Consider the following 25,276-nt stretch of genomic DNA (forward strand, 5'->3'; position numbering starts at 1 on the left):
GTCCAAGAGTTTTCACCCTTGGCTGACTAAACGTGCAAAACCTCCGTCTCAGCGCTATGCTCTAAGAACCATTGATAGGTTTGGGAAATGCCCTGGTCCAGTGAAATGGAAGGAGCCCACCCCAGTTGTTTGAGACGATCTGAGTTCATGAGTTTTTTAGGCGATCCATCTGGTTTGGAAAGATCCTGATCAATACGGCCTTGATACCCAACAATACCCGCGATCTTGTGCGCTAGGTCTAAGATAGCGATGTCCGCGCCGAACCCGACATTGATGTGTTTTTGCTCCGAATAGTTTTTGAGCAAAAACACGAGAGCATCCGCGCAATCATCACAATGCAAAAACTCGCGGTGCGGGGCACCAGTGCCCCAGACTTCAACGTAAGGCGCTTCACGCAGTTTGGCTTCGTGGACTTTGCGCACCAGTGCTGGCAACACATGGCTGCTCGTCAAATCGAAGTTATCTCCGGGGCCATACAAGTTCGTGGGCATCGCTGAAATGAAATCGCAGCCGTATTGAACACGAAACGCTTCACACAGTTTGATACCCGCGATCTTGGCGATCGCATACCATTCATTGGTGGGCTCCAATGGCCCTGTGAGCAACGCTTCTTCCTCAATGGGTTGCGGCGCATGCTTGGGGTAAATACACGAAGACCCCAGAAAGAGCAGTTTTTGCACTTTGCTTGCAAATGCCCCGCGAATGATATTTGTCTCAATTGCAAGGTTTTCATACAAGAATTCAGCCGGGTACTCATTGTTGGCCCAAATCCCGCCAACTCTTGCCGCTGCAACAATGACGGCATCGGGCCTTGCCTCCTGCAAAAAGGCCAGTGTGGCACTTTGATCCGTAAGCTCTACCTGAGCCCGGGAAGCCGTCAACAAATGACACTCCTCGTTCTGCAAACGGCGCACGAGTGCGCGGCCCACCATCCCGTTATGGCCTGCAACGAATACTTTTTTGCCGGTGAGTTCAAATCTGGTACTGGTCAGATCATGCATCTTCCAGAACCCTTTGTTTGCGTGCCTGCTCAAGATCAGCCTGCACCATTTCCTCAATAAGGGATCTGAGCGGGGTCCGTGCTGTCCAGCCCAATTTAACTCGCGCCTTGCTTGCATCGCCAAGCAATTCATTGACTTCAGCAGGGCGGAAATAACGAGGGTCAATTTCGATCAGCGTGCGCCCTGTGTGTACGCAAATGCCTTTCTCCTCGACCCCGCGTCCTTGCCACTCGATGGAAAGACCGCATTCAGCAAACGCCATTTCGGCAAACTGACGAACCGATGTTTCAGTGCCTGTTGCAAGAACATAATCATCTGGCTTATCTTGTTGCAGCATGGCCCACATGCCCTCAATAAAGTCACGCGCATGGCCCCAATCGCGCATGGCATCGATGTTGCCCAAATAAAGTTTATCTTGCAAACCCAAACTGATAGCGCTGGCTGCGCGGGTGATTTTGCGCGTAACAAAGGTTTCGCCACGCAGCGGACTTTCATGATTGAAAAGAATGCCATTGGAGGCATGAAGCCCATAGGCCTCCCGATAGTTGACCGTTATCCAGTAGGCGTAAAGCTTTGCTGCGGCATAGGGCGAACGCGGATAAAACGGGGTCCCTTCATTTTGCGGCACCTGTTGTACAAGCCCATACAATTCGGAGGTTGATGCCTGATAGAACCGCGTTTTCTTTTGCAGCCCAAGAATCCGTATTGCCTCAAGTAGGCGCAAAACACCAAGCGCATCGCTGTTTGCTGTGTATTCCGGCGTTTCAAAGCTGACCTTCACATGAGATTGAGCACCGAGATTATAGACCTCGTCTGGCTGCACCTGCTGCATAATAGAAATCAGGTTGGTCGCATCTGTCAGGTCACCATAATGCAGCACAAAGCGCGCATCGTCCTCATGCGGGTCTTGATAGATCCCTTCAATGCGGCTGGTGTTGAAGCTGGAGGACCGGCGTTTTACGCCGTGCACCTGGTACCCTTTTTCCAGCAGAAAGCGGCTCAAATAAGCGCCATCTTGTCCTGTAACGCCTGTTATCAATGCTGTTTTTTGCAAGGCCATCGCACGCTCAGAATTTTGAGGAACCAGAAGGTGAGGCTAGGTGCTTTTGGGCTTTTCCCGCAACTCTGAAAACACACCACTGCATTCTCTGGGCACCTCGTATCCTGATGTTTTAAATGAGGCTTCCCATATCACCCACAAGGATATCCAAACTCTGTCAAAAATCGCTGGTAATCGCTCTGGGAACGGGTTAATTAGCCCGCCCTCCCAAGTGTCCTTGGTGAGACAACCCGAATTTGGAATTCCCTATTTAGCGGTCATTCGTCTGGCGCAGCTTAGCTTCGCACGATCCAGCGCATTATGAGAGGTCAAAAAAATGAACAGCGCGTTCGCAGGAATTGATTTTGGCACCTCAAACTCGACTGTCGGAATATATTCCGGTGCAAGCCCAGAGCTTGTAATGCTTGAGCCGAACCACCCCGAAATGCCTTCAGCAATCTTCTTCAACTTTGAAGACGAGCAGATTGTTTATGGCCGGCGCGCTAAGGAAGAGTACATCAGAGGCGACGAAGGGCGGTTGATGCAATCGCTTAAAAGCGTGCTGGGGACCTCCCTCATTCAGGAAAAAACGGCAGTTATGGGCGGCAGGATGGCTTTCAGAGACATCATTGCCCTGTATCTGCGCCAGCTGAAGCGTAAGCTGGATGACCATATGCAAGAAGACGTTGCCAAAGTGGTTCTGGGTCGTCCCGTGCACTTTGTTGACGCTGATGATGTTGCCGACCGCGCTGCGCAAGACACCCTTGAAGGGATCGCACGCCAAGAAGGCTTCAAGCACATCGCCTTCCAGTATGAGCCGATTGCAGCCGCGCTTGCCTACGAGCAGTCTGTCACGCGCGAAGAGCTTGTACTTGTGCTGGATATTGGCGGTGGTACGGCCGATTTCTCGGTTATCCGGGTATCGCCAGAGCGCAAAAACGCAGCAGATCGCTCCAATGACATCCTTGCAAACACCGGTGTCCACATTGGTGGTACAGATTTTGACCGTTTGCTGTCACTGTCGCAGGTCATGCCGCAACTGGGCTATAAAACGCTAACGAAAGACGGCAAACGTGCATTGCCGTCAAAGTATTATTTCGACCTGGCAACATGGCAGTTTATCAACCAGCTCTACGCTCCCAATATTTTGCGGGAGCTTGGTGAAGTAAGGCGCGAGGCATCAAACCCGCACCTGGTTGAGCGCTTGCGCGAAGTTATCAGAGCCAAGCACGGACATGCCCTTGCAACCCGCGTAGAACAAGCCAAAATCGACCTGTCCTCGGTAGACCACACAACGGTTAAAATCGAGCTGGAAGAAGAAGACGTTCTGGCAAAGGTCACGAGCGCTGACTTCCACGCTGCAATTGCAGCTTCCATCGGCAAGATTGAAGACACAATCCAGGACGCACTGAAGAAAGCAGGCGTAACCTCAGATCAGATCAACAGCATGTTTTTAACGGGCGGAACAACGCGCATTCCAATGCTACGCGAGCATTTCAAATCACTAATGCCAAACGCTTCTGTTGTTGAAGGTGATGTTTTTGGGGCCGTTGGCCTGGGTCTGGCAGCAGATGCCCGGCGTAAGTTTGCTTAGCGCTTGCTGACAGGCGCTTTATTCCCGCTCAGCTGCACACTCTCTGAGGGATTAAGGCGCTGGCTTGCTTTGCCAAGCACAATGTTCACATGCATCAGGAGGCTTTGATGCCTGCGTGCATCTGATGGTAGTCAGCGACCACAGACTTCAAGAAGCCGTCCCAGCCATCCGCAACACGTTGCGGAGTGAACTGAGAGATTTGGCTACGCGCCCTTGCCCCCATCGCTCCGCGCAGGTCGTCATTGGCCATAAGCGTATCCAATGCGCTTGCAAGGCCCTCACTACCCTCCCCTGCCTTACTTAGCATTCCTACTCCTTCTTTCAGCAGGGCGCGATTTGAGATGCAATCATCTACGGCAACGCAGGCAAGTCCATGACTCATTGCTTCAGCCAGCGAGTTTGAAAACCCTTCATAGCGCGATGGAAGACAAAATATGGATGCCTTGTAGTAGGCTTCGCTCAAATCCCTATGAGGACCATGCAATTTAACTTGCTGCGAAAGGCCTAGCGCCGCGCAAATGTTCTTTGCCTGCTCACTGTTACTTCCAGAGCCGTACATATGCAGTGTCCATTGTGGGTACTTATGGGCAATCTTTGCAAATGCTTCCAACAACCATTTCGGTCGTTTGGCACTGTCAAAGCGGCTTGTAAATACAATCTGCTGGCTGGTTTCTGGCCGCGCTGGATCACTTGGCAGCTGCACACCGTTTGGAATGAAGCAGATGGGTTTGCTTTGGTGTGCTGAAAGGAACCGCGAAAACTCGGGAATGAGCACAGAAAACGCATCTGCGTTCCCAATATTGTCCTTGAAATTTGCCCCTGCAACCGGGTCCTTTGGGAAGCCTGCTGCCTCGTCAAATTGATATTCCGGCACATTACGAAACGACAGGATGAGAGGAAACGACCGCTGCGGACAGGCATTTGCAACCAAGGAGGCGTATTCTGGCGTGAAAACAATGCAAACATCAGGGTTTTCTTGCTCAAGCGCCTGTTGCAGCGCAGGAAGCCTGCCCCTGATGCGGCGTTGCCACCTGTGCCGGCGGTAGGCCGGAAGAACTCTTTGAAGCTGCCTTGACCCAGATTTCTTGCGCTTTTGGGCGTCATCCACCGCGCTCACTTTGTGCCGGTTCTCAAGCGAGACTGTCTCCCCTGTTTCCTCCAGATAATGCCAGATCTTCACGGCGCGATCATAAGGATAAAACGGTTCTGCAATTTCCCGGCAATCGCTCAGGATCGTAACGGAATGGCCTTTCGCAACCAGATCACTTCCAATAGCTAAAACAGCGCGCTGCGTGCCACCGGTTTCGGCGAATGACCACCCGAAGTAAAACACCACTTTCATGACACGCCTCAACCTGCATCAACATACTCAGTTGAACTGTAAAGGTTCGCTAGGCCCGAAGAACTCCCCAAAACGCACCCCCGTCTTTTTCATCTAGTTATTTTCGATACCCTTATTTCAGAATTGTTAGTTTCTCCCGTTTCCGTTTCCCTAGATATCGATTTCATTGTTTTAAGGGCGAGGTACTGCCGGGGTCTAGCGACTTGCTTTGGGGAGCGGGCATGTTTCAGAAAATAAATTGGCGGCTCAAACCTGTCTTGACGGGTTGGTCATGCACCCTCGTGGTGATTGCCATGTTCATTGCCCCCAGCCACGCAGCAACACTTCGCGAAGCCATAGAAGATGCGTACCAACTTCAGCACAAACATTCCGTTGGGTCACATAAGGTGGAGACGGACACTTGGATGGTGGTCGTGCTGGAAGCTTTTGCAGAGCTACACAAACAAAGCAGCTCCCACGCCATCCTTACGCAGAATATGATTGAATTTACCGGAGCCTATCAAGGTATCTCCAGCAAACAAGATCCGGGAACTCCAGAAGCGTTGGAAACGCATAGAGCAATTTATCTTCAATCACTTGAGGCTATGAACGAGCAGAAAAATCGCATTCAAAGGCAGCTTTACAAAGCACGCGCGAAATACGCTGAGCTCACCGGCAAACGACCCTCTCAGCTTCAACCCGTGATCACCCCTGCCTTATACAGCACCTCCCTGCAGGGAACCCGTAGCCAACAGGCAACGGCAAGGTTTCAAAACTTACTTAGAACCTATCGCCAGACCACGTTGCAAGCTGGTCGTTTAGAGAGCGCCTTCAATGCAGCGCGCACGAAACTGCACCGGGACCCGATGGAGTTCTCCAGTTTTGTATCGGCGCTGCACGAACGGCAGAAAACTGAACTGCGGTTGGCGCAGCTCGAAGCTGTACTCATTCAGATGCATTTTACGCCAAAGATACAGGAGGCCACATTCCTTCTGGCCCTTGGTCTTTCCGAAAAGTTGCTCACCCGAAAGCCGAATGCCGAGCTGCGAATTTTCGCGCACCAAAAACACAAATGAACCCTTCGGTATGTCAAGGGTAAGAGGAGAGCAATCGTGACCAACTTAAGTCCACCGACGCACTCAACACCTGCGGTGGTTCCACTTCCTCCAATATTACTGGCCGTGCCGCCTGCCCCTTCCAAAACGCCGATCGTTATCGCCCGCCAGCAAGGGCAACTGGTCGACCTCTCCAAGATCGTCGGCACCGCCAAACTTTCCCGCCATCAGGACGAGTTACATATATCTCAAGGTGATGGCCAAACCATCGTCATAGAGGACTTCTTTGGCGGACCTGCCAACGAGTTCTTCATTCTCATGCCTTCTGGCCCGTTGACGACGCAACAACAGTTTTTAAGCCTCGTTGAAATTGAGACAGGTACATTACTTGGCAGCTTTCAAAGTGAAGCCCCCTCCCCTGCCAAAGACAATGCGCACGAAGATGCCAGCCCTACACAAAGCTCAGGTGGTGATGAAACACCCGTTCCGCCACCTTCGCCTTCCAGCCTGCTGTCGGCCTTAAACGCCCCCTTGTTGGAACGGTTAAATATCAAGCCAACCCAAAGCACGCCCAATAAGGTTGACGAGGATGATTATCTAAAGCCAGTGGTCGCTAATACGCTCTCATCTCAAACACCGAGCATTGTGTTCCCAGATATAAGCCCCAGCGAACTTTACACTCAACCAGACAGCAGCGTTACGCGAGCCGGTGATACGCCAGTACTCAGCGTGCAGGAAACATCCTTGCAAACCGGGCTAAGCGTTAAGGTCAGCGGCTCGCTTGAACTCGACTTTGGCGCCGATGGGCAGGGTACGCAGGCCTTGATGTTTGCTCTTGATGCCGCTGGAAGGCCCCTCATAGGTCAAGGAACCCCGCTCAATATCACCTCTGGTGGCGACACTCTTGTTTTTCAATCCCAGTTCGGCGCTGAGGGGCAGCATATCTTAAGAGGGCTCAAAGGGGATGGCACTCTTGTTTTTGAGATTGTCCTCGACCCGACAGCTGCAAGCGGGGCTTACAGCTATGAGCAGTTTGCTCAGCTTGATCACCTGAACGGGTCTTACGATCTGTTGTTATCCTTCCAATTCATTGCAACAGATTCAGATGGCGATACGCTGGTATCTAACCTCGACATACGCGTTGAAGACGACCCGATCTCAGGTCAATGGAACCTGACCGCAACAGTCTCTGAGGCCGACCTTACAGGCGGCTCCAATGGAAATTCCGGTGCCGTTACATTGACGCAAGACCTGCCTATCAATGAGGCACAGGGCCCCGTTACATTGGAGTGGACCCAGCCTGCGCCCGCAGCCGGATTCAGCTATATTCAGGAGGGGCAAACACTTCTAATCTTGCAAGGCAATGCAGTTGTCCTGAGTGTCTCTCTCAACTCCAGTGCAGGCTCATATACTGTGACCCAGCACAATGCCATTGAGAACGCCCTGGATGCAGACGCCGTCTTCAACTTAAGCTTCACAGCCACGAATGCGCAGGGGCAAAGTGTTGACGGCCAACTTGTGGTGACATCGTTAGATGATGCGCCCAAAGCGTTCGCCTTAAACCAGATCAACTTTGAAGAAAGCCAGCTGGAGGCAGGGGCAAACCTAAGGTACTCATCAGATGAGCTGCCCCATTCCGCAGGTGCTGATGAGGCGCAGATTACTTGGCAGATGCCGGAAAATGCTGAGGGCCTGACCTACATAATCAACGGTCAGCTTTTGAATGTGATGCAGGGCGAAACGCTCATTCTGACAGCGCAGTTCACCAATGCCAGCGGTGCCTACACGGTACAGCAACACAATCCCCTCACGCATTCGAGCGGTCTGGATGAACAGAACATCAAGCTCTTTTATAAGATCACTGATGGAGACGGAGATACAGCGACGGGAAACTTGAGCGTTTCGATCAAGGACGACGCACCAACAGTGGGCGATCAAATCGACATTGCCTTGAGCGACAACGTACTTTCTTCATCACAAGAAACCGCAGATTTCAAAAGCCCTGGTGCCATCAACGGTGTACTCCCGGTGTCTTCTGGTGTAGACAATGGGCACGTCAACTGGGCGCTTTCGGACCTTCCAGACGGGTTTCAATGGGACCTTTCCGATGCAAGCCTGACGGTTTATCAAGATTCGCGCGCAATTTTCACCGCGACGCTAAATTCCGTTACAGGTGAATATACGATAGAGCAGCACGCTCCTCTCAGCCATGCGCAGGGGGTCGAGCAATTTCAACTCCTGTATACTGCGCAGGATGCCGACGGTGACACAGCGCAAGGCCAGCTTCAAATTACCATAAGCGATAGCGTTCCCGTGCAAAGCAGTGCACCGGAAACAATTAGCCTTTCTGAAACCGACCTCTTTGCGGCACAAATGGGTGGCGATGCATCAATCTCAAAAACCGGTCAGCTCAACATTGTGTGGGGCGCAGACACCAGTGCGAGCAATGGCGCTGCAGCATCGCTCAGTTTTTCAAGCGCTATGAATGCAGCAACCGCGCCTTTCACTGTAAACGGGGCTCAGGTGCTCTACTCCATCAATGCAGATGGCAACACGCTAACAGCCAGGACGCAAGACGGAACGCTTGTCTTCAATATAACGCTCGACCCGAATGCCACGGGGCAATATCTGATCGAGTTCTTCACCCCGATCGATCACAGCACCAGTGCAGATGTAAACCTAACATTCACCGCGACAGCAACGGACGGAGATGGCGATGCCATTCCGATAACGTTTGACCTTGGCATTTCTAATAGCCACTCCAATGCTGTGGCAGACAACTTCACCGGCGTTGAAGACACCCCTCTTGTGCTTGACCTGATTGCGAACGACACGCTGAGCTCCCAAGACTTTACTATCCATATCGTCTTGGCACCTGCCAAGGGTCACTTAAGCCAAAACGCGGACAACACGTTCAACTACATTGGCAACCCGGACACGTACGGATCAGACAGTTTCAGCTACTACATAGAAGACCAAAATGGCGAGCGGAGCGAGATCACGACAGTGTCTATTGAGCTGACACCAGAGAACGATGCGCCAGTATTTTCCGGTGCCAGCCAAAGCACGCCACTGCACCTAACCACCAACGCCACCCGTGAAGGCGAGATTTTCAAGGCCAACGCAAGTGACGCTGAGGGCGAGCCTTTGCGTTTTTTTCTCCAAGGGTCTGATCAGGCCCATTTCAACATCAACGAACAAACCGGCGAAGTCACCTGGAAAGACAGCGTCTCTTATGACACGCCGTTAGATGAAGACGGCGACAATACCTACGAGATCGCTATTCTTGTAAAAGATGAGCAAGGCGCCACTGCAACGCAGGAGTTCCACATAGAAGTCACGCAAGGCTCGGAACCAGTACCAGATCCCATGCAACTGAACTTATTCACCCGCCAACCTGGCACTTACCAAGTTCAATGGGATTTTGACGAAGCATCCTACCTCTCCTCGGGCGATGATCCGATACAATCAGATAACTGGATAGAAAGCGGTGATGATGGTGACGTGCTCGCCGCCGGAGATGGTTCATCAGACATCTATATAGATGAAGAAAACGGACACCTCATTCTTTCAGATCGCTCTGTGTCCTCTCCTGACGGAGACAACAATGACGCAAGTATCAGCAAAACTTTTGATCTTACTGGTGCTGAAAACGCAGCGATCGAACTCACCTATACAGCGAGCTTTTCCGATCCTCATCCAGATAAGATGTTCTATATCGAAGTCACCCTTGCGGATGGTTCGGTTCATCGTATCGCAGAAATCTCTAGCCTCAACGACTCGGAAGAGAGCCAGACACTGTCCCTCGACCTTCGGGATTTTATATCCTCAGCAACCACAATTCGCGTGGTTGCTCCCGGCGACCTCACATCGGCAGACATCCTGAAGATCGAGGACGTGGTGGTCTCAGTCGATCATAGTGAGGCCCTTGAACAACAGCATTATGAGGCCAACTATCAGCTCGGAAGCGAAGGCTTGGCAATTGCCAAGTCGGCTCAGATTGATGACACGCAGGAACAAATCACGGGTATGACGCTCACCCTTTACAATGCCCAAAGCGGAGATGAACTACTCTACACTCCAGCTGACGGGCTCACCAGCACGCTCGAAGACGCTGGAAACGGCATGCTGATACTCACAATTTCAGGCGCTGCAGATGCCGCGGTCTATCAGGATTTATTGAACACCGTGCAGTTCGCATCCTCATCAGAGAGCCTCGAAACAAGAAACCTTTCTGTGCGTTTGCACGCTGGTGACGAAAGCTCAGCCCCTTCAATTACCACGATACATGTGGCACCAGGATCAGGCACGCTTCCGCCTGACCTACGAAATATGATTGAAGGAACCTCGCAGGACGATGTACTGCGAAGCTCAGATAACGACGACACGATCAACGGATATGACGGTGACGACGAGTTGGTGGGAGGCCGCGGCGCGAACGAGCTGACCGGTGGTGCAGGCTCTGACACTTATGTCTTTGAATTCATCGACGGGCTAGCGGACCACATCACGGACCTTGAGTTAAACACATCCTCAAGCGGTTCATCTGACGCAATCGACCTTTCCAAACTGTTCGCGGACTACAGCGACGATAGTTTCATAGAGATTTACGGACGCGCCGAACAGTACATTCAAGTGGTGACGAACGAGGATGGCCGCTTTGAGTTACGTGTTGATCTTGATGGCAACGGCGACGATAACGGTTGGGAAAGCGTCGCGACCTTCACACCATCTGAAGGTGTTGGATCAAGCTCATCCGTGTCGGTCTTAGTGTCCGATATCATGCCCTCGGTCGATGTCCCACTCGGTGCAGGCTTTGCCGGGATCTGAACCAACAGAGCAAGAACTTGGCAGCTGCCAAGTTTGCAGTTCGGTAGTTTTGGTATTCTGCTTTGGTAGAGCTTGTTCTCCTTTAGGGTAGCGGTAAACTCAAAGCTACATCATCACCTAAGGAATCCTTATGCGCTCAGATACGCCAAACCAAAAGTATGTCGATACAGGGTCCCACAAGATATGCCTACATGAGTGGGAAGGAAGTGGACCAACATTTCTGTTTCTGCACGCGACCGGATTTCACGGGCGCATTTGGGACTATATCATCAAGCGATTTCCTGACCGCCACGTCCTTGCATGGGATATGAGAAGCCACGGGTTGAGCGAGAATGCCGAGTTGCCTCAACTCTGGACAGAGTTGGGAGAGGACCTTTACGCTGTTGTTGAAGCGCTTAATCTAAACCAGATTTATGGGGTCGGTCATTCATGCGGTGGACACTTGGCACTCTTGGCAGCTGCCAAGTTTCCAGACCTTTTCAAAGAACTTTTGCTTCTGGATCCGGTTGTCTTTCCAAAGTCGCTTCTCCCAATGTTCGAACAATTCGGCCGCGAGGAACACCCCGTTGCGCGGAGAAGGCCCCATTGGGACAGTGCAGGGGAAATGTATGAAAAATTTAAAGACCGCAAGCCATATAACACTTGGGTCCCTGACATCCTTGAAGACTACTGCCAGCACGGCTTGCATCCATCAGATAGTGGTGAGGGTTACACACTGGCGTGCCCGCCAGATGCTGAGGCTCAAGTTTACCGCACGTGTTATGGCGACCAGATCTACCCTCTACTCGGGCAGATACAAGTTCCATCCACTATCGTTAGAGCACGTCGCCGCAGGCCGGATGAACCGGCATTTGACTTTTCGCCATCTCCAACATGGGAGCAATTGGCAGAAAATCTACCGAATGCAACCGACATCCACGTGCCTGATCATACGCACTTCATGCCAATGGAAAATCCAGAAGCGATTTTGAACATGATGGTTCAAATGGAGCAGGGTAAAAAGCTTAGCTGGCAAGGAGCGGGTGTCATCAAGCAGGATGCATAAGATGCATTTGGCAGAGTGCCGGCTTGAAGCCGAAACCTGCCAAGAAAGGATTGAGGGGAGGCGACAATGACAAACTACGAAATTCACGGTGCCTTGGGGTCACCATATTCGATGAAGGTGCGAGCGGCGTTTCGCGCAAAGCGTGTTCCACATACATGGCACCTATGTGCACCAATGGGGCCGACCAGTCCAACCAAGCACGTTAAGGTTCCGGTTATTCCCGTCGTGAAATTCGGCGAAGATAACTGGAAGAACGATTCAACTCCGATGCTACTGGAACTTGAAGCGAACGGGGAGGGAAGGTCTATCCTCCCAACGGACCCAATGCTTCGTTTCGCGTGTTTGTTAATCGAAGACATGGCGGACGAGTGGCTTGTTAAGGCAATGTTCCATTACCGCTGGACCTATGAGGCTGACCGGAAAGTCGTTCCTGACCGATTGCTGTATGATGCATGTTTGGGTTTAGACAAAGCAACCATCAACGCCATGGGCAAACAATTCGGAAACCGGCAAATCGGGAGAATGTCGAAAGTTGGCTGTACGCCTGATACAGCAGACATCATCGAAGCTTCCACCAAACGGATATTGCAGGTTATTGAAACTGCGGCGCTGTCGAAACAACATTTCCTATTTGGTGATACCGCCTCACTTGCGGATGTCGCGATCTTCGGCCAACTTTACCAACTCAAAGACGACCCAACACCCGCTGCAATGATGAATAAGGAATTTCCGTTTACATCACGCTGGGTCGATCATGTAGATGATGCCTCTGGCTTTGACGGAGAGTGGATCACAGAACTCACACCGTCACTAATTGAACTTTTGAAGATTGCAGGCGACACTTACCTGCCGTTTTTGGCGGCAAATTCGGCAGCAATCGACAAGGGCGAAAGCTCCTTCACCGCGTCTCTTCCGGAAGGTTTGTTCACCCAGGACATATTCAAATACCAGAAAAAATGTCTTGAGACCCTCTGCGCTGAATGGGCGAAACTTGAGCCGACGCAACGCGAAGTTTTGAGCGAACACTTGATGGGCGGAACAGAAATCCTTGATCGTTGCCTCGTGCAACAGGCCCACTGATTTTCGCGAGTTGGCAGAAAAACTTGGCATCTGCCAACTCTCAATTCAGATCAATTTCTGCACGATTGACGTAAGGGCTTGCTGAGTTTCCCACGTGTCCAACTCACGCTTGCTAAGAGCCGTGGGCACCCCACTCGGTATCTGCCAAGTTCGATGATGCTACATAAAATCATCAAGTTGAACCGGACACTCCTCCCAAAACCTGTGTTGTCCGGTTGCACTCTATGCGCTCGTACTGTCAATGAACATACAATCGCCCTAGGAAAATTCGGGGTAACTTCAACCCCTAATTTCTATGCTTTCTTAACTGATCAGTGGGAGTGTAGCCCTCGGTGAAACGCAGATTATCAAAGCGTCGGCACCATTAGTTTCGAGGCTCTGCACAAGACGTTCGAATATCCCTTCTCCACCTGAACCAAATAACAATAAACAGGTCCCCCATGTTCAAGGCAATCGCCCTTTCTCTTGCACTTCTCTTCGTCACATCTTTTGCCGCCCATGCGCAGCCGCATAAAGGCCAGCGGTTTATGAAGATGGCAGAGAAGCTGAATTTAACCGAGGAGCAAAAAGAAAAAGTGCTCCCCCTCATGAAAGAGACCATGAAGGAGCGGCGCGCGATCCTGAAGGATGCAGGCATAGAGCGCGGCAAGCGACCTTCCCTTGAGGAGTTGGCCGAAGTGCGGGTTCCCATGCAGGAATCAAGAGAAAAGCTAGATCAAGAGATGGCCCAGATTCTAAAACCCGAACAGATGACGGCTTTTCGACAGATGCAGCAGGAAATGCGCGAAAAGCGCCGCCAAAAGATGATGGACCGGCTCAAAGAAGCCAACTAACTCAAATCAAACGTAAAACGGGCAGGGGAGACACTTCTCCCCGCCAACCTAATAGATAGCGCGAGCGCTTAGCTCCAACTCTTTCATAGACTTGAAAAACGGGGTGGGGCCATAGCTCACACGCGCCACGCCAAGTTTTGCCAGCTCTGAAATCTCAGGCATCCCTTGTTTCATGTAGGCATTGACTGGGAGAGGCACGTTCCTACAGATTTTCTCGATCATGTGCGTGTCAGCCAACGCTGGCATGAAAAACCCGCTGGCGCCGGCTTCGCCATAACGTTGACCACGTGAGATCGCTTCTTCTACCAGATCACTGTGTTTGCTGGCATCCGCTTCCTGCAAGAATAGATCGGTACGCGCGTTGATGAAGAAGGGTACACCTGCCTCATCCGCAGCTTCGCGAAATGCAGCAATTCTCTTGCACTGTTCATCACAGGAATAGAGCCCGCTGCCATTTACTTTCTGATCTTCAAAATTGACACCAACAGCGCCCGTTTTAATGATCCTAGCCGCATTGGCTTTTACCCCAACGGGCTCACTGGCATATGCGCCTTCAAAATCGAGCGAAAAGGGAAGGTCAATATTCGCCACGATACGCGATGCAATGGTTTCAACCAATTCCAGAGGAATATGCTCACCGTCATCATACCCATGCGCAATGGCAACCGAGGCACTGCCCGTGGCAAGCGCTTTTGCGCCTGCCTTTGCAACCGCGCGCGCTGTAGCTGCATCCCAAATATTATAGAGAACGAGTGGTTCCCCCTTCACATGAAGCTTAGCAAAACGCTTTGCCATCTCAAGCTGAGACATCAATAATTCCCTCTCGCTTTCGCGATTTTCAATTCAAGATCAATGAGTTTTTGTTTGCGCCATAATCCGCCGCCATATCCGGTCAACGACCCATCAAGGCCCACTACGCGGTGGCAAGGAATGACGACGGCAATTTGGTTTGCCCCATTTGCCCGCGCCACAGCACGTGTAGAATTTGGGTTGCCCAGTAGTTTTGCCAGTTCACTATAGCTGCGGGTCTCACCGACAGGTATGCGCCGCAATTCACGCCAGACATCCTTGGTGAACTCGGTTCCATGCAGAGCAAGCGGCACTTCAAAATCCAATCGCTTTCCGTCAAAGAACTCGTGGAGCTCAGTTTCCATCTGGTCAGTAGGTTGCGTTCGACCCAGCCCAAGGTCACCCTTTACCTGTTTGCGCAACCGGCTAAGTTCTGTCGGCAAGGCTTTGCGGTCTGCAAATTCCAAAAGATGCAGCGAGGATTTATCGCTCACCGCAATCATCGCGCCTAAGGGCGTGTCGAACCAATCGGCCTTCAAGTATCCGTCTTGTTTTAATTCACCGGGAGCGCAACCAAGCAACTTGGCAAATGCCTCGCGAAAGGCGCCAGGAGAGGAAAAGCCTGAGGCAAGTTGAGCGTCAATAACTCGTCCGCCCTCAGACAAGATCTCAAAGCCATCACGCAACCGCGATTGGCGGGCCATTTCCAAAAACGTAATCCCGAACTGTCGTTTAAAGCTTCTGCGCACGGTTGAAGGCTCAAAGCCTAACCTGACGATCTCGCTCTCTGTCCATTTGTAGTTTGGCCGCTCTTCAAGGCAGGTGAGCAATGTTTTCACCGTCTCGTCATTATCAGCGGAGGTACCAACAGGGTGGCATCGTTTGCAGGGACGAAAGCCAGCATCGAAGCAGTCACCAATCGTTTCAAAGAAACAACAGTTTTCCAGCTTTGGCTTGCGGGCAGGGCAGGTGAGGCGGCAAAAAACGCCGGTAGAACGCACACCCACATAAGCGCGGCCATCATAAGCCGGGTCTCGGTTCAAAAGTGCTTCATAAAGCACATCAGTTTCTGGCAGATCAAAAAGCATAATTTGTTTTAGCTCACCACCGGTAACTGCGCACTCCGTTTTCGGGCGTTTATTAAGGAAAGTTTGAAACCGGCTGAGGAGCAAATTAGAGCAGCACTCGTTAACTGGCTGCGTTTAAAAGATGAGACGACCGATCCGGGCCTGCATGATACGCGCTGGTGTGAAGGAATCTGTCACGACTTCGAACTCCGTGACCCCGCAGTCTATAAATCCCAGTTTTTTATAAAACGCCTGCGCCGCAGTACTGACAGAAAGGACATGCACACAGGCCACTAAGTCTTTTGCGTAGTCCGCAACCGCGGCTTTCATGATCATTCGCCCAAGCCCTACCCGTTGAAAATCACGCGCCAAATAACACGCCCAGATATAGAGGACTTCAGCTCTGTGGGCACAAACAAGAGATCCAACAATTTCACCATGACACCGTAACAACCAGACCTGTTCGTCTTTGCCAGGAACAACCCCGGCCAGATCGTCAGAGTCCAACCGTGCTACAAGTTGTTTTGTCAGCTCATCGCCGAGTTCACGCGAATACGTAACTTCCCATGCTGTTGCGAGAAAAAGGCGAAGCGCATCCCGATCACTCTCCCTAAACCGCTCAATTAAAACATCTTTGCGCGTTGAAGACGCTACATGCATTCCTGTTTCCCCCCTCAGTTCTCTCTCCGCAAACCATTTGAAGCACTCAGCCCAAAGAGCGTGCGATGTAAGGCCAGCTTGCCATCAACCGCACGGTCAATGCAAGCTCGAAAATATCCGGCTGGTCGCGCAATATTTTCAGGATCGCGCAAGGCTTTTTCAACGGTCGTGATTAAAACGGCCGCCGCCATATAATCGCCAACGCGTCCACGGGCTTCTTGCCAGCCTTTCGGGGATAGGCCGATTAACATTCGCAAATCATCGGCAGATTCAACTAAACTCGTCCAACTGTTCAGCTCCAATCCCAAAGTGTGTTGCACCTGAGTAGTTGCCTCGCAAATCAAACCCAGCGAGACCTCCGACAACATTGGGGAGAGCTGCTCTGCCTTTTGCGGTTGCAAATGTTCGTTCCATTGGGATGGATCTGCTTGCTTAGGCGTTGATGCCCTGGCACGAGTTTCGCTTTTTGTTTCTTCTTCAAGAGCCAAATTTAATCCGGCTTTGTCGGATTTTGTCATGATTAAGAATGCATCGTTAGATGCATTCCGATGTTTGTTACTAGTTTTCCAAGAGTCTTGATTGGTTGTATTATTATATGGGGTGACGTCTGTGTCCGGTGCGCATGACATTTCTTCATTTCTGTCAAAAAAAACATCAACTTCTGACATTTCCTGCTGGCCCTCTTCAGCACCCGACCCCATCCCTTCAAACTTACCTACCAGAAGCTCATGAAGCATGGTCATAGCCTCTGCACGTTCGACAATCCCCATCGCCTGATCACTCAACAAACCAACAGCATCGATGATCTCTTCAATATCCATTTGCTCATAAGCAGCAAGGCGGATCAGGTCTTCAATGGCTCGGGACAAACGGCTTACAGTCCGTTTTGCCTCTTTTTCCTTTGCCAGGCGCGCAGCAAAGTCAGCACCCAATTTTTTGAGTTCGGCTACACGCTGACGAGAAGGTGAGAAATCCAGGCCATATCCGCGCTCAATCTCGCGCTTTTCACCTGCACGATAGATAAAGCGGCGCCCGGTTGGGCTGTCTTTGTAAGCCAGCACACCAGCTTCAACCAGTTTTCGCAGGGAGCGCACGACCGTCCGTGTGGAGCGGCAGACATATTCGGCAAGTTTTTCGTTTGAAATTGCCACCAGCGGACGCCGGTTCTGTCCCCAATCTTCCGCCGCAGTCAGGCCAATCAGAATATCAAGGATATGGTAGGTGGTACCATCAATCCCCAAAGCAGGAGCAGCCTTCTTCAAAGCCATCGCAACTTCGGATTTTGTGGTCTTCACAATGTCATTGGCCATTGCCAGCTTTTGGCTGGCGACCATCGCCGGCGTCAACTTTCTAAAGGACGCGACGGAACCAACTGGTTGCATACCTTCACCGTTCACCCACTAAGTGTAGTAGGTGTTCTCAAGGGTCTGGGCGTACAAAGCCCTCCCCAAACTGAGGATAAACGGTACAAATCGACGAATTGCACGCAGAAAGACGCTCCAACACCTTGGGTAAGGGTTGATTCGCGCTGCGTCTCGAAGTAATTTGAAAATGCAAAATCTGGTTACATCGAGCGCTATCGTTTGTTTGTACCCTAGAGATTTCGGTCTTGCTGATTGCCGTCAGCAGGGCCGTTTTTCTTTGGGAGAGACGTTATACCGTCATGCATCCTCCTTCAGGTAGTCAGAGCGAAATTCATCCATCAGGTCCGGAAGGCGCTTTTTCAAGAAAGCTGCCAGTTCCGGGTCTTTGCGCGCATCAATTTGAAAGCTCAGCGCATTGGGACCATCTTTCATCAGGATCTGACGATTGCCGAGCCAGCTCTTTGCCGCTGTGGCAACCGAGCCAGTTGCTGCCGTCGTCGTCGTTTCAGCTGATTTACAAGCAGACAGGATCGAAGAGAAGCGCTCATCACTGCCGGACAGCTCAAAGTCTGCCGTAATTGTGACCGCATTCACACGCGCCTTGAATGGGTCTGGCAGCTGGCCATTTACAAAATGTCCGGCAAGCTCTTCCCAGCGGGGGCGCCCAATCTTGGGAGCAGGGCCGATCTCGCGGATAAAGTCTTCGGGCAGGGCGTTTATCAGCTTCAACAATTTAGAAACCGTGGTCGCATCCTTGCCGATCGCTTTTGAGATAACAGTCTGCGGAAAACTCTTTGCCAAGCGTGAGGCAAACAAAGCGGTTTCGATAAAGGACAGGTTTTTACGCTCATGGTTTTCCTGACCTTGAGCAATGAGCAGAGCCTCATCTGACAGGTCTTTGATAAACCCGCGCACGGGAATACCAAGATCCTTACAGGCGCGCCATCTGCGGTGTCCAAACGCAATCTGGTAGCGACCATCAGCTTCTGGGTGCGGACGCACCAGAATTGGAACCTGCTGTCCGCTTGTCGAGATTGAGGCTTTAAGCGTCTCAAAATCCTGGTCATTTGCCACGATCATGCGATCGGCAACAAAGGAGGGGTCCAGCTCAGCGGTATCAAACTCGTGCGCGACACTGCCCTCCTGCATCATCTGACGCAGTTTTTCATTTTCCTTCTCAACGTTGGAAAACGTATTGCGCATAGATTTGATCGCACCCGATGACACACGCTGCTTCGTCGCAGTCGTCATGGACGGAGCTGGTGTGCTGGACTTGGACAGCTCTGCAGGGTCAACTCCACCAAACATCGCACGCATCTTTTTAGAACGATCAGTTGCTTTGTTCATGGACGACCCCATACCTGTTTAATCAGTTGGAACACTTCCGTATTAGCTGCATCGACCGATTCCAGAGCACGATTAAGGGTATCGCGGGTCATATTCCCGCGCTCAACCTCATAAAGGCTCTTCTTTTCAAGGCCAGCATTGGCAATGGCTGTGGTCTCCACAATGGAGGCTGCCAGGACATCCTCTCCAAAAAGACCGCGCAAAAGCGCTGCAACGTTCACCTGTGGCACATCATGGGGTGTATGGCGTGTGAGCAGGTAACGCACGAAATCATGGCTCAGCGTGCCCCCAGCCTCTTCAATCACCGCCAACAGCTCAGATGTCATGGACAGGAACTGGTTCATCGACGACACATCCAGCATCGCTGGGTGAACGGTAATGACGATGCCAGTTGCCGCATACAACGCACCAAGGGTGAGGTACCCAAGTTGCGGCGGTGCATCCACCAAAACCACGTCATAATCATTTTCGACCTCTTTGAGCACGGTTGACATGCGGCGGAAGAACATTCCGTCGCCGCGAGACAGCCCCTGCGCAATCGCTTGGGGTGTTTCGTGCTCATATTCCATCAGTTCCAGGTTACCGGGAACAAGATCGAGTCCATCAAAGTAAGTTTTGCGGATAACATGGCTCAACGGCACGCGCTCATCGTCATCATAACGAATGGCAGCGTAGAGCGTCTGGTTCTCGTCCACGTCAAACTCTGGCTGATAGCCAAACATGGCAGATAGCGAGGCTTGCGGATCAAGATCAATCGCAAGCACGCGCAGGCCCTGAAGCGCAAGATAGTGCGCCAAATGTACCGTTGTGGTGGTCTTTGCAGAGCCGCCTTTAAAGTTGGCCACCGCAAGAACCTGCATCTTTTCGCCATGGCGTCGGCGCGGATCAAGCCGCAATGAATCTGCAGGGCGTTTTTCCGCCAGATAACGGCGTAATTCGTTGATTTGCGAAAGGGTGTAAATGCGTCTGCCGTTGTCCAGCCGTTCGGGGATAACTGCTTCGCCATTGAGCGAAAGCTGCCGCAAACTCGATTCGGCGATGCCCAAAAGGCCCGCAACCTCGCGCGAAGAAAACGTCTTCAGCTTTTTCATAGCTTCAGGCGGATACATCTTCTCCCTTAAGGATTGCAGTTGCCGTGACAACAAGTCAGAATGGCGTGCAATCTTTTCAGCAGAAGTTTCATCATGTTCAGCAGCGAGCAGCATATTGCCTCTTACCCTATATGACGGTTTTGAAGTGCAGAGCGCGAATAATCCGTCACAGCGCATCCTTCTCTGATTTATTTGAGGCGTCAACACCTTTATAGTTAACGCAAATTAACCAATATTAAGAGTTCATTAACGTCCATGGACGAAACATCGGGCCAAATACAACCCAATATACCAGATGTTGCGTAACCACCCGTATTTACAGCAATATCTTCATCCCCGTGGCACACATTCTTAGCGCGCGCCGTGGATTTATTCCAATAACTATTTGAATTTCGTGATGACGGTTTTTGTGTAAAAATCGATCAAATACCGATTTAACGGTTTAATCGCAGGGAGCATCTGAGACAAGACCACATGAATCGCGCATAGAATCGCACTGAGTCGCAATCCACCTTAGCAAAAACAGCTGCCAGGCCCAGTGTGAGCGTCGCTGCGATCTTGGCCAAGCTGTAAATTGAGAGCGTAGCTACACAAACGATCATTTGTGCAACGAGACCATATATTTCGATAAAACAAAGGCTTAATCCAATCACAAACCTGTTGCAAAATCTGAGTTAAAAGCAACAGGTTTGTGCGCAAGAAGGTGTAGTGCGACAAACACCAGAAGCATAAAACTCCCAAATCATCGCAGAAACTGCGGTCTGTTTCATGTTTGTTCTCGCTGGTGGCCGTTTTCGCAGCGACCTACACATTGGGCCTTTTGTGGCCGATCCAGATGGAACGTTTTCTGATTTCTTTATCCCAGCCAAGATTAGAGCAACGGTTGAGAACGAATACGAAAGATATGGCATCGTAACGAAAGATCCAGATGCACCGGGCAAGGCTTGTTGGAACATCGGTTTGTATACTGCGATCATTCACCCCGCTCTCCTTCCTTTTTACAAAGATTTATACAGCTCAGAAGATATTGAGGGGAAAATCGAATACGTGCCCATGCGCGATGCTTGCAAGGCACAAACGGGATTTGGAGATGATGAACCGGCACGTCCACCAAGGATTAATCCCAAAGACGATTGGTGGAACTATGTCCCATCAGAATATGGTGACATAGCTTAATGAAAATTTCGGGACCGAGTTACAATGATAGATTTTGAGAAATACAATCGAGAGCTTGATCCAGCTATGCTGCTGGTAATCGAGGAGAGTCTTAAGATATTCCCAACAGTAGAGCATTTTGAGCAATGGATTGATAAGAAATGGGAAATAGTAAATAAAAGAAACAAAACTTATAATAATGGAAGTAAGGGATGTCATTACCAGTTAAAGAGCTTGGTTGATCCTATTTTGTTTTTCAAGATTACCTTGGACGATAGCAATTGCCTGCATTTTTCAGACCCATCATGTAACTTAGAGGCTGCATACTATATTTGTGACCAACTCCGGAAAAATTTGCCAGATCTTGATGGGAAACTGATTTTTGTGGACGAATATGGCTCAATTGCACGGTTTCCGTTTGATTGCAGTGATGATGAACTCTGCCTACGTATAGGATTGGATGGGGACTTTCATGATCGTGAACTCATGCAAGAATTTGGGCTAGAGTAGTTTCATTGCATTTTGTGGATTGGTCCGCGTTTCAGAATATACAGCTGACCGCACGAACGCCAATCCCTATGGTTTATACCTCCTGTCAAGTGATCTGGTAATGCATAAAGATCAAGCTTTTACGCCAATTGAGATATGGACAGGGCTACATGTCGAGCTGGAGAGCTGGCACTTGAAATGGGCGCTGTTGCATAAATACGCTTCAGGCGTATATTCGGGCTGATATTTCCTTCAGTGAAGATTCAGTTAATGCCGTTTAAAGCCAATGCTGATCGCCGCCATAAGTTTGCCAAAGCCAAATACAAAGTAACGAACTGGTCGAAGTATAATGAAAGCTTGCGTCGTCGCGGCGATGTCACGGTTTGGATTGAAGAGAGCACTGCCAAGGCTTGGTTTGCCCCCCAGAACCAACGACGTGGACGGCCCGCCAAGTTTTCAGAGCTTGCCATTGAAACCTGTTTGCAGATCCGGGCCGTATTCGGTCTTGCTTTGAGGCAGACACAAGGGTTTGTGAGGTCTGTGTTCCATTTGATGGAGTTGGTTTTACCGGTTCCTGACTTTTCAACCCTGTCGCGCCGCGCAGATGGCTTGAGACTTTCAAATCCCAAACCGCGAAGGAACTGTGAACCAGTAGCGCTGGTAATCGATCGTACAGGCGTTAAGATCTTTGGTGCCGGAGAATGGCAGGAAACCAAGCATGGAACCAGGATAAAGCGCAGAACTTGGCGCAAACTTCACCTTGGCCTTGATCTGAATACCTGCGAAATCGTATACTCTGAACTGACTGAGGATACGGTTGCCGATCCAACCGTTGTGCCGGATATGCTGGACCAGATTGAGGGTCCGGTTGCCACATTCCTTGGTGATGGTGCTTATGATGGCTTCACGACCCGACAGGAAATAGCAAAGCGTTATGACGGTGTTGAAATCATCATTCCAACTCCCAAAACAGCTGTTCCCAGCCCTGAGGCTGCGACCGCTCCCAGTGCTCGCGACCGGGATATTCTTGCCATTCAAAAGAACGGCAGGATGTCTTGGCAAAAGCAAACCGGATATGGCCGAAGGTCTCGAGGCGAATCCTTGATGGGCCGCTTTAAGCAAGTGATAGGGACCACGCTCAGGTCACGAAAGTTGAACAATCAAAGGACAGAGGCAAAACTTGGCGTCGCTGTCCTCAACACAATGAAGGCCCTCGGACGCGCCACGTTCGAGAAGGTCTCTGCATGATCAGATGCATGCGATTGGGCAGGCTGCAAGCTAATTTCGAATTGTGCAACAGCGCCCAGACGCGCTGCCATCTCGGGGCCAGAACAAGTTTTGCTCGCAGGCGTACGCTAAGCAATTTATCTTTTATAGTCAGTAAGGTGCCTAATATGTCCGTTTACGGATAGGGATAAATTACTTGGCCATAAAATAGGTAGATATCCTTTTGAACATTCCAACGTTCTCTGTTTGTCTGTCTTACCGTACGATTTTTGACAGATCTTGCCCTTGCCCCTAGATGCCGCCATGCTCGTCCATAAAGCAGATCAATTGTTAAAGGATCTTTGTCAATGAGCCTTGAATTGCTATTGAGCCGCTTAGAAAGGTTCCCTACCGTTGGCCTCTGCGATCTTCCGACGCCGCTGAGACCTCTCAAAAATCTGTCCCAGCATCTCGGCGGTCCAATGATCTGGGAAAAACGCGAGGACGTGACCGGGCAGGGAATGGGTGGCAACAAGCTGCGAAAGCTGGATCGCGTTCTGCATCGCGCAGTTCAAGACGGCGCAGATACTCTAGTCTCGGGTGGTGTTGTTCAATCAAACAGTCAGCGGCAGGTAGCTGCCGCAGCCGCCATTTTAGGCCTGGACTGCCATCTTGCGGTCTATCACGGCCGGGTAACCCCGCCGACTGCTCAATACAATACTTCAGGGAATGCCCTCCTCAACCACCTCTATGGAGCCACACTGCATCCTAAGACCTGGACCGGTGATAGAAACGGTCCTGTCCAAGCACTTGCCCAAGAACTGCTGGCGGAAGGGAAGCGTCCCTTCGTGGTTCCCTATGGCGTTTCGGACGCTCTCGGCGCGGTAGGGTACTCAAGTGCTATTGCCGAAATAGCAGCCCAATCTGCCCAAAATGGGTTCACACCTACCTCAGTTGTTCATTGCACTGGAAGCGGCGCAACCCAGGCGGGTCTTGCCATGGGCGCACAATCAGCCTTACCGGATTGCAAGATTGTAGGGATCGACATTGACGCGGAGCCGGAGCGTGTCAAAGGAGACGTTATCGAATACGCAATCGGAGGGGCAGCACTTTTAGGAATTCCGTTCGATGCTAGTCAAATCGAAGTCATTGCAGGACATGCAGGCCCTGCATACGGGATTCCCAATGACGCGACGATCCACGCGCTTCAGATCGCCGGGCGATTTGAAGCCTTGACGCTTGATCCAGTGTATTCCGCAAAGGGAATGGCCGGCCTAATTGCCCTGATCCGTACCGGACATTGGAAAAATGATGATAACGTTATTTTTCTCAATACCGGTGGAACACCCTCGCTGTTCGCTTACGCGGATGCTCTCTCAATTTTACCCTTCAGTCGGAGTTGACACGTTAACTTGAGTATGTCGGCGAGAGGGAGAGTGCCCAAAAGTGTGGGGCAGTTGCGATAAAGCGATTTGATATTGTTGTCGGAGTGTGAGGTGTCTGCCACTTTAAGCCATGCTCGAAGAGAGGTGGCTCAGGTTTTTTGGGACAGGTAGTATAAGTGGATTTAGCTCCTGAAACTGGCATGATGCCACCAACAGGAGAACACCATGAGCAGACGTCCCCGTCGGAACCATAGCCCGGCTTTTAAAGCGAAAGTGGCGCTTGCTGCTATTCGCGGCGAGAAAGCCTTGAGTGAGTTAGCTCAAGACTTTGATGTTCACGCGAACCAGATCAATCAATGGAAAGAACAAGCTGACAGTACCATTGGAACAAAGGGCTTGGAAAATGACGGCATAACGCGTTTAATCGAACTGTCCGGGATCAGGGACGAACTCCAAATTTGTGGTGGCGGTTTTACCGGACGGTTACTGTTGTTCAGAGTTATGACAGGAAGATAGAGTAGTTGAATAAATATGGCGTTGTTGCATAATAGAATTATACGACACTAAACCAGAGTTTTCTCGCAGAAAGTTGCGTGCCTTAACGCGATAAATGTGCGTTTTTACCGCTTGATCTGCAAGAATATTCTATTATGTAACAACGCCGTTTTGCGATCGAAAACGAAAGCTCAATCATTCTTGAGGCCTAAACTCACGTGAATGTGCTGTTGTTTGATTTGCCGTAGTAAACATGGATTTTTTCTAACCATTTTTAAGACACGAAATGACAAGCTCCACCGCAAAGTGGTTGAGTTTGTCAACAACCTTAAGGTTGACCTGCTCCCCATAACTTCCTCCATTTTGTGATAGGATTCTACCTAACATTGAGGTGGGATATGAAGCGTTCGCGTTTTACGGAAGAGCAGAT

19 protein-coding genes and 1 pseudogene are annotated in these 25,276 nt (G+C 50.8%); 11 read left to right on the forward strand and 9 right to left on the reverse strand.

Annotation, left to right across the window (positions count from 1 at the left end):
• Positions 1-26: 26 nt before the first annotated feature.
• Together fcl and gmd are read right to left on the reverse strand one after the other, a co-directional pair.
• Positions 27-1,001: a GDP-L-fucose synthase gene (gene fcl / locus BMZ51_RS21530; RefSeq protein ID WP_068006442.1), complete on the reverse strand. Its 975-nt coding sequence runs from the start codon at positions 999-1,001 to the stop codon at positions 27-29.
• The gene (gene gmd, locus BMZ51_RS21535; RefSeq protein WP_068006471.1) at positions 994-2,055 is read right to left on the reverse strand and encodes a GDP-mannose 4,6-dehydratase; all 1,062 of its coding nucleotides are present in this window, start codon (positions 2,053-2,055) and stop codon (positions 994-996) included. Before gmd ends, fcl begins: the two co-directional genes overlap by 8 nt.
• 322 nt (positions 2,056-2,377) lie before the next feature.
• Between gmd and BMZ51_RS21540 the strand changes: the two genes are divergently transcribed.
• Positions 2,378-3,634 carry an Hsp70 family protein gene (locus tag BMZ51_RS21540; RefSeq protein ID WP_068006440.1) on the forward strand — a complete coding sequence of 419 codons (1,257 nt, stop codon included), beginning with the start codon at positions 2,378-2,380 and terminating at the stop codon, positions 3,632-3,634.
• 94 nt (positions 3,635-3,728) lie between these two features.
• Here BMZ51_RS21540 and BMZ51_RS21545 read toward each other — a convergent pair whose 3' ends face one another.
• Positions 3,729-4,976 carry a glycosyltransferase gene (locus BMZ51_RS21545; RefSeq protein WP_068006438.1) on the reverse strand — a complete coding sequence of 416 codons (1,248 nt, stop codon included), beginning with the start codon at positions 4,974-4,976 and terminating at the stop codon, positions 3,729-3,731.
• A 221-nt stretch (positions 4,977-5,197) separates the two neighbouring features.
• On the opposite strand from BMZ51_RS21545, the gene BMZ51_RS21550 reads away from it, so the two are divergent.
• The 5 genes from BMZ51_RS21550 to BMZ51_RS21570 all read left to right on the forward strand — a co-directional run bounded on the left by BMZ51_RS21550 (position 5,198) and on the right by BMZ51_RS21570 (position 13,798).
• The gene (locus tag BMZ51_RS21550; RefSeq protein WP_068006436.1) at positions 5,198-6,031 is read left to right on the forward strand and encodes a hypothetical protein; all 834 of its coding nucleotides are present in this window, start codon (positions 5,198-5,200) and stop codon (positions 6,029-6,031) included.
• 36 nt (positions 6,032-6,067) lie between these two features.
• Positions 6,068-10,840, forward strand: coding sequence for a DUF5801 repeats-in-toxin domain-containing protein (locus BMZ51_RS21555; protein WP_068006434.1), 4,773 nt, complete (start codon positions 6,068-6,070; stop codon positions 10,838-10,840).
• 130 nt (positions 10,841-10,970) lie between these two features.
• On the forward strand, positions 10,971-11,885 hold the full coding sequence (locus tag BMZ51_RS21560; RefSeq protein ID WP_068006433.1) for an alpha/beta fold hydrolase: 915 nt from the start codon (positions 10,971-10,973) through the stop codon (positions 11,883-11,885).
• A gap of 66 nt (positions 11,886-11,951) precedes the next feature.
• Positions 11,952-12,965 (forward strand): glutathione S-transferase N-terminal domain-containing protein, encoded by a 1,014-nt coding sequence (locus tag BMZ51_RS21565; RefSeq protein WP_068006431.1) that lies wholly within the window; start codon positions 11,952-11,954, stop codon positions 12,963-12,965.
• 440 nt (positions 12,966-13,405) lie between these two features.
• Complete coding sequence (locus BMZ51_RS21570; RefSeq protein WP_068006430.1) at positions 13,406-13,798, forward strand: Spy/CpxP family protein refolding chaperone; 393 nt, start codon at positions 13,406-13,408, stop codon at positions 13,796-13,798.
• A 48-nt stretch (positions 13,799-13,846) separates the two neighbouring features.
• Here the strand turns inward: BMZ51_RS21570 and BMZ51_RS21575 are convergent, their stop codons facing one another.
• The 6 genes from BMZ51_RS21575 to repA all read right to left on the reverse strand — a co-directional run bounded on the left by BMZ51_RS21575 (position 13,847) and on the right by repA (position 20,230).
• The gene (locus tag BMZ51_RS21575) at positions 13,847-14,608 is read right to left on the reverse strand and encodes an isocitrate lyase/PEP mutase family protein (protein ID WP_068006428.1); all 762 of its coding nucleotides are present in this window, start codon (positions 14,606-14,608) and stop codon (positions 13,847-13,849) included.
• Positions 14,608-15,675 (reverse strand): bifunctional transcriptional activator/DNA repair enzyme AdaA, encoded by a 1,068-nt coding sequence (locus BMZ51_RS21580; RefSeq protein ID WP_068006426.1) that lies wholly within the window; start codon positions 15,673-15,675, stop codon positions 14,608-14,610. Before BMZ51_RS21580 ends, BMZ51_RS21575 begins: the two co-directional genes overlap by 1 nt.
• A gap of 114 nt (positions 15,676-15,789) precedes the next feature.
• Positions 15,790-16,314: a GNAT family N-acetyltransferase gene (locus BMZ51_RS21585; RefSeq protein WP_068006424.1), complete on the reverse strand. Its 525-nt coding sequence runs from the start codon at positions 16,312-16,314 to the stop codon at positions 15,790-15,792.
• Positions 16,315-16,328: 14 nt separating this feature from the next.
• Positions 16,329-17,696, reverse strand: a complete 1,368-nt coding sequence (repC, locus tag BMZ51_RS21590) for a plasmid replication protein RepC (protein ID WP_068006469.1) — start codon at positions 17,694-17,696, stop codon at positions 16,329-16,331.
• Between the two features lie 279 nt (positions 17,697-17,975).
• Positions 17,976-19,025 (reverse strand): plasmid partitioning protein RepB, encoded by a 1,050-nt coding sequence (repB, locus tag BMZ51_RS21595; RefSeq protein ID WP_068006423.1) that lies wholly within the window; start codon positions 19,023-19,025, stop codon positions 17,976-17,978.
• Entirely contained in the window at positions 19,022-20,230 is a 1,209-nt protein-coding gene (gene repA, locus BMZ51_RS21600) for a plasmid partitioning protein RepA (RefSeq protein ID WP_068006421.1), read from the reverse strand. The genes repB and repA overlap by 4 nt, the downstream gene beginning before the upstream one ends.
• A gap of 654 nt (positions 20,231-20,884) precedes the next feature.
• Between repA and BMZ51_RS21605 the strand changes: the two genes are divergently transcribed.
• The 5 genes and pseudogenes from BMZ51_RS21605 to BMZ51_RS21625 form a co-directional block, all read left to right on the forward strand.
• Entirely contained in the window at positions 20,885-21,292 is a 408-nt protein-coding gene (locus tag BMZ51_RS21605) for a hypothetical protein (RefSeq protein WP_068006419.1), read from the forward strand.
• Positions 21,293-21,316: 24 nt separating this feature from the next.
• Positions 21,317-21,781, forward strand: a complete 465-nt coding sequence (locus BMZ51_RS21610) for a hypothetical protein (RefSeq protein WP_068006418.1) — start codon at positions 21,317-21,319, stop codon at positions 21,779-21,781.
• Positions 21,782-22,030: 249 nt separating this feature from the next.
• Positions 22,031-23,008 (forward strand): IS5 family transposase, encoded by a 978-nt coding sequence (locus BMZ51_RS21615; protein WP_074882326.1) that lies wholly within the window; start codon positions 22,031-22,033, stop codon positions 23,006-23,008.
• 326 nt (positions 23,009-23,334) lie between these two features.
• The gene (locus BMZ51_RS21620; RefSeq protein WP_068008542.1) at positions 23,335-24,369 is read left to right on the forward strand and encodes a D-cysteine desulfhydrase family protein; all 1,035 of its coding nucleotides are present in this window, start codon (positions 23,335-23,337) and stop codon (positions 24,367-24,369) included.
• Positions 24,370-24,576: 207 nt separating this feature from the next.
• A pseudogene (locus BMZ51_RS21625) lies at positions 24,577-24,720 on the forward strand (transposase); the annotation flags it as partial.
• Positions 24,721-25,276: the final 556 nt, after the last annotated feature.

It is taken from the genome of Pseudovibrio axinellae (assembly GCF_900110875.1).
Taxonomy (GTDB): domain Bacteria; phylum Pseudomonadota; class Alphaproteobacteria; order Rhizobiales; family Stappiaceae; genus Pseudovibrio; species Pseudovibrio axinellae.

Bases quoted from the DNA above. Each gene is read 5' to 3' on its own strand.
- BMZ51_RS21560 (WP_068006433.1), top strand. From the start codon at position 10,971: ATGCGCTCAGATACGCCAAACCAAAAGTATGTCGATACAGGGTCCCAC.
- BMZ51_RS21605 (WP_068006419.1), top strand. From the start codon at position 20,885: ATGTTTGTTCTCGCTGGTGGCCGTTTTCGCAGCGACCTACACATTGGG.
- repC (WP_068006469.1), bottom strand. From the start codon at position 17,696: ATGCAACCAGTTGGTTCCGTCGCGTCCTTTAGAAAGTTGACGCCGGCG.
- BMZ51_RS21570 (WP_068006430.1), top strand. From the start codon at position 13,406: ATGTTCAAGGCAATCGCCCTTTCTCTTGCACTTCTCTTCGTCACATCT.
- BMZ51_RS21615 (WP_074882326.1), top strand. From the start codon at position 22,031: ATGCCGTTTAAAGCCAATGCTGATCGCCGCCATAAGTTTGCCAAAGCC.
- BMZ51_RS21540 (WP_068006440.1), top strand. From the start codon at position 2,378: ATGAACAGCGCGTTCGCAGGAATTGATTTTGGCACCTCAAACTCGACT.
- fcl (WP_068006442.1), bottom strand. From the start codon at position 1,001: ATGCATGATCTGACCAGTACCAGATTTGAACTCACCGGCAAAAAAGTA.
- BMZ51_RS21550 (WP_068006436.1), top strand. From the start codon at position 5,198: ATGTTTCAGAAAATAAATTGGCGGCTCAAACCTGTCTTGACGGGTTGG.
- BMZ51_RS21565 (WP_068006431.1), top strand. From the start codon at position 11,952: ATGACAAACTACGAAATTCACGGTGCCTTGGGGTCACCATATTCGATG.
- repA (WP_068006421.1), bottom strand. From the start codon at position 20,230: ATGCTGCTCGCTGCTGAACATGATGAAACTTCTGCTGAAAAGATTGCA.
- BMZ51_RS21580 (WP_068006426.1), bottom strand. From the start codon at position 15,675: ATGCTTTTTGATCTGCCAGAAACTGATGTGCTTTATGAAGCACTTTTG.
- BMZ51_RS21585 (WP_068006424.1), bottom strand. From the start codon at position 16,314: ATGCATGTAGCGTCTTCAACGCGCAAAGATGTTTTAATTGAGCGGTTT.
- BMZ51_RS21575 (WP_068006428.1), bottom strand. From the start codon at position 14,608: ATGTCTCAGCTTGAGATGGCAAAGCGTTTTGCTAAGCTTCATGTGAAG.
- BMZ51_RS21545 (WP_068006438.1), bottom strand. From the start codon at position 4,976: ATGAAAGTGGTGTTTTACTTCGGGTGGTCATTCGCCGAAACCGGTGGC.
- BMZ51_RS21610 (WP_068006418.1), top strand. From the start codon at position 21,317: ATGATAGATTTTGAGAAATACAATCGAGAGCTTGATCCAGCTATGCTG.
- repB (WP_068006423.1), bottom strand. From the start codon at position 19,025: ATGAACAAAGCAACTGATCGTTCTAAAAAGATGCGTGCGATGTTTGGT.
- BMZ51_RS21620 (WP_068008542.1), top strand. From the start codon at position 23,335: ATGAGCCTTGAATTGCTATTGAGCCGCTTAGAAAGGTTCCCTACCGTT.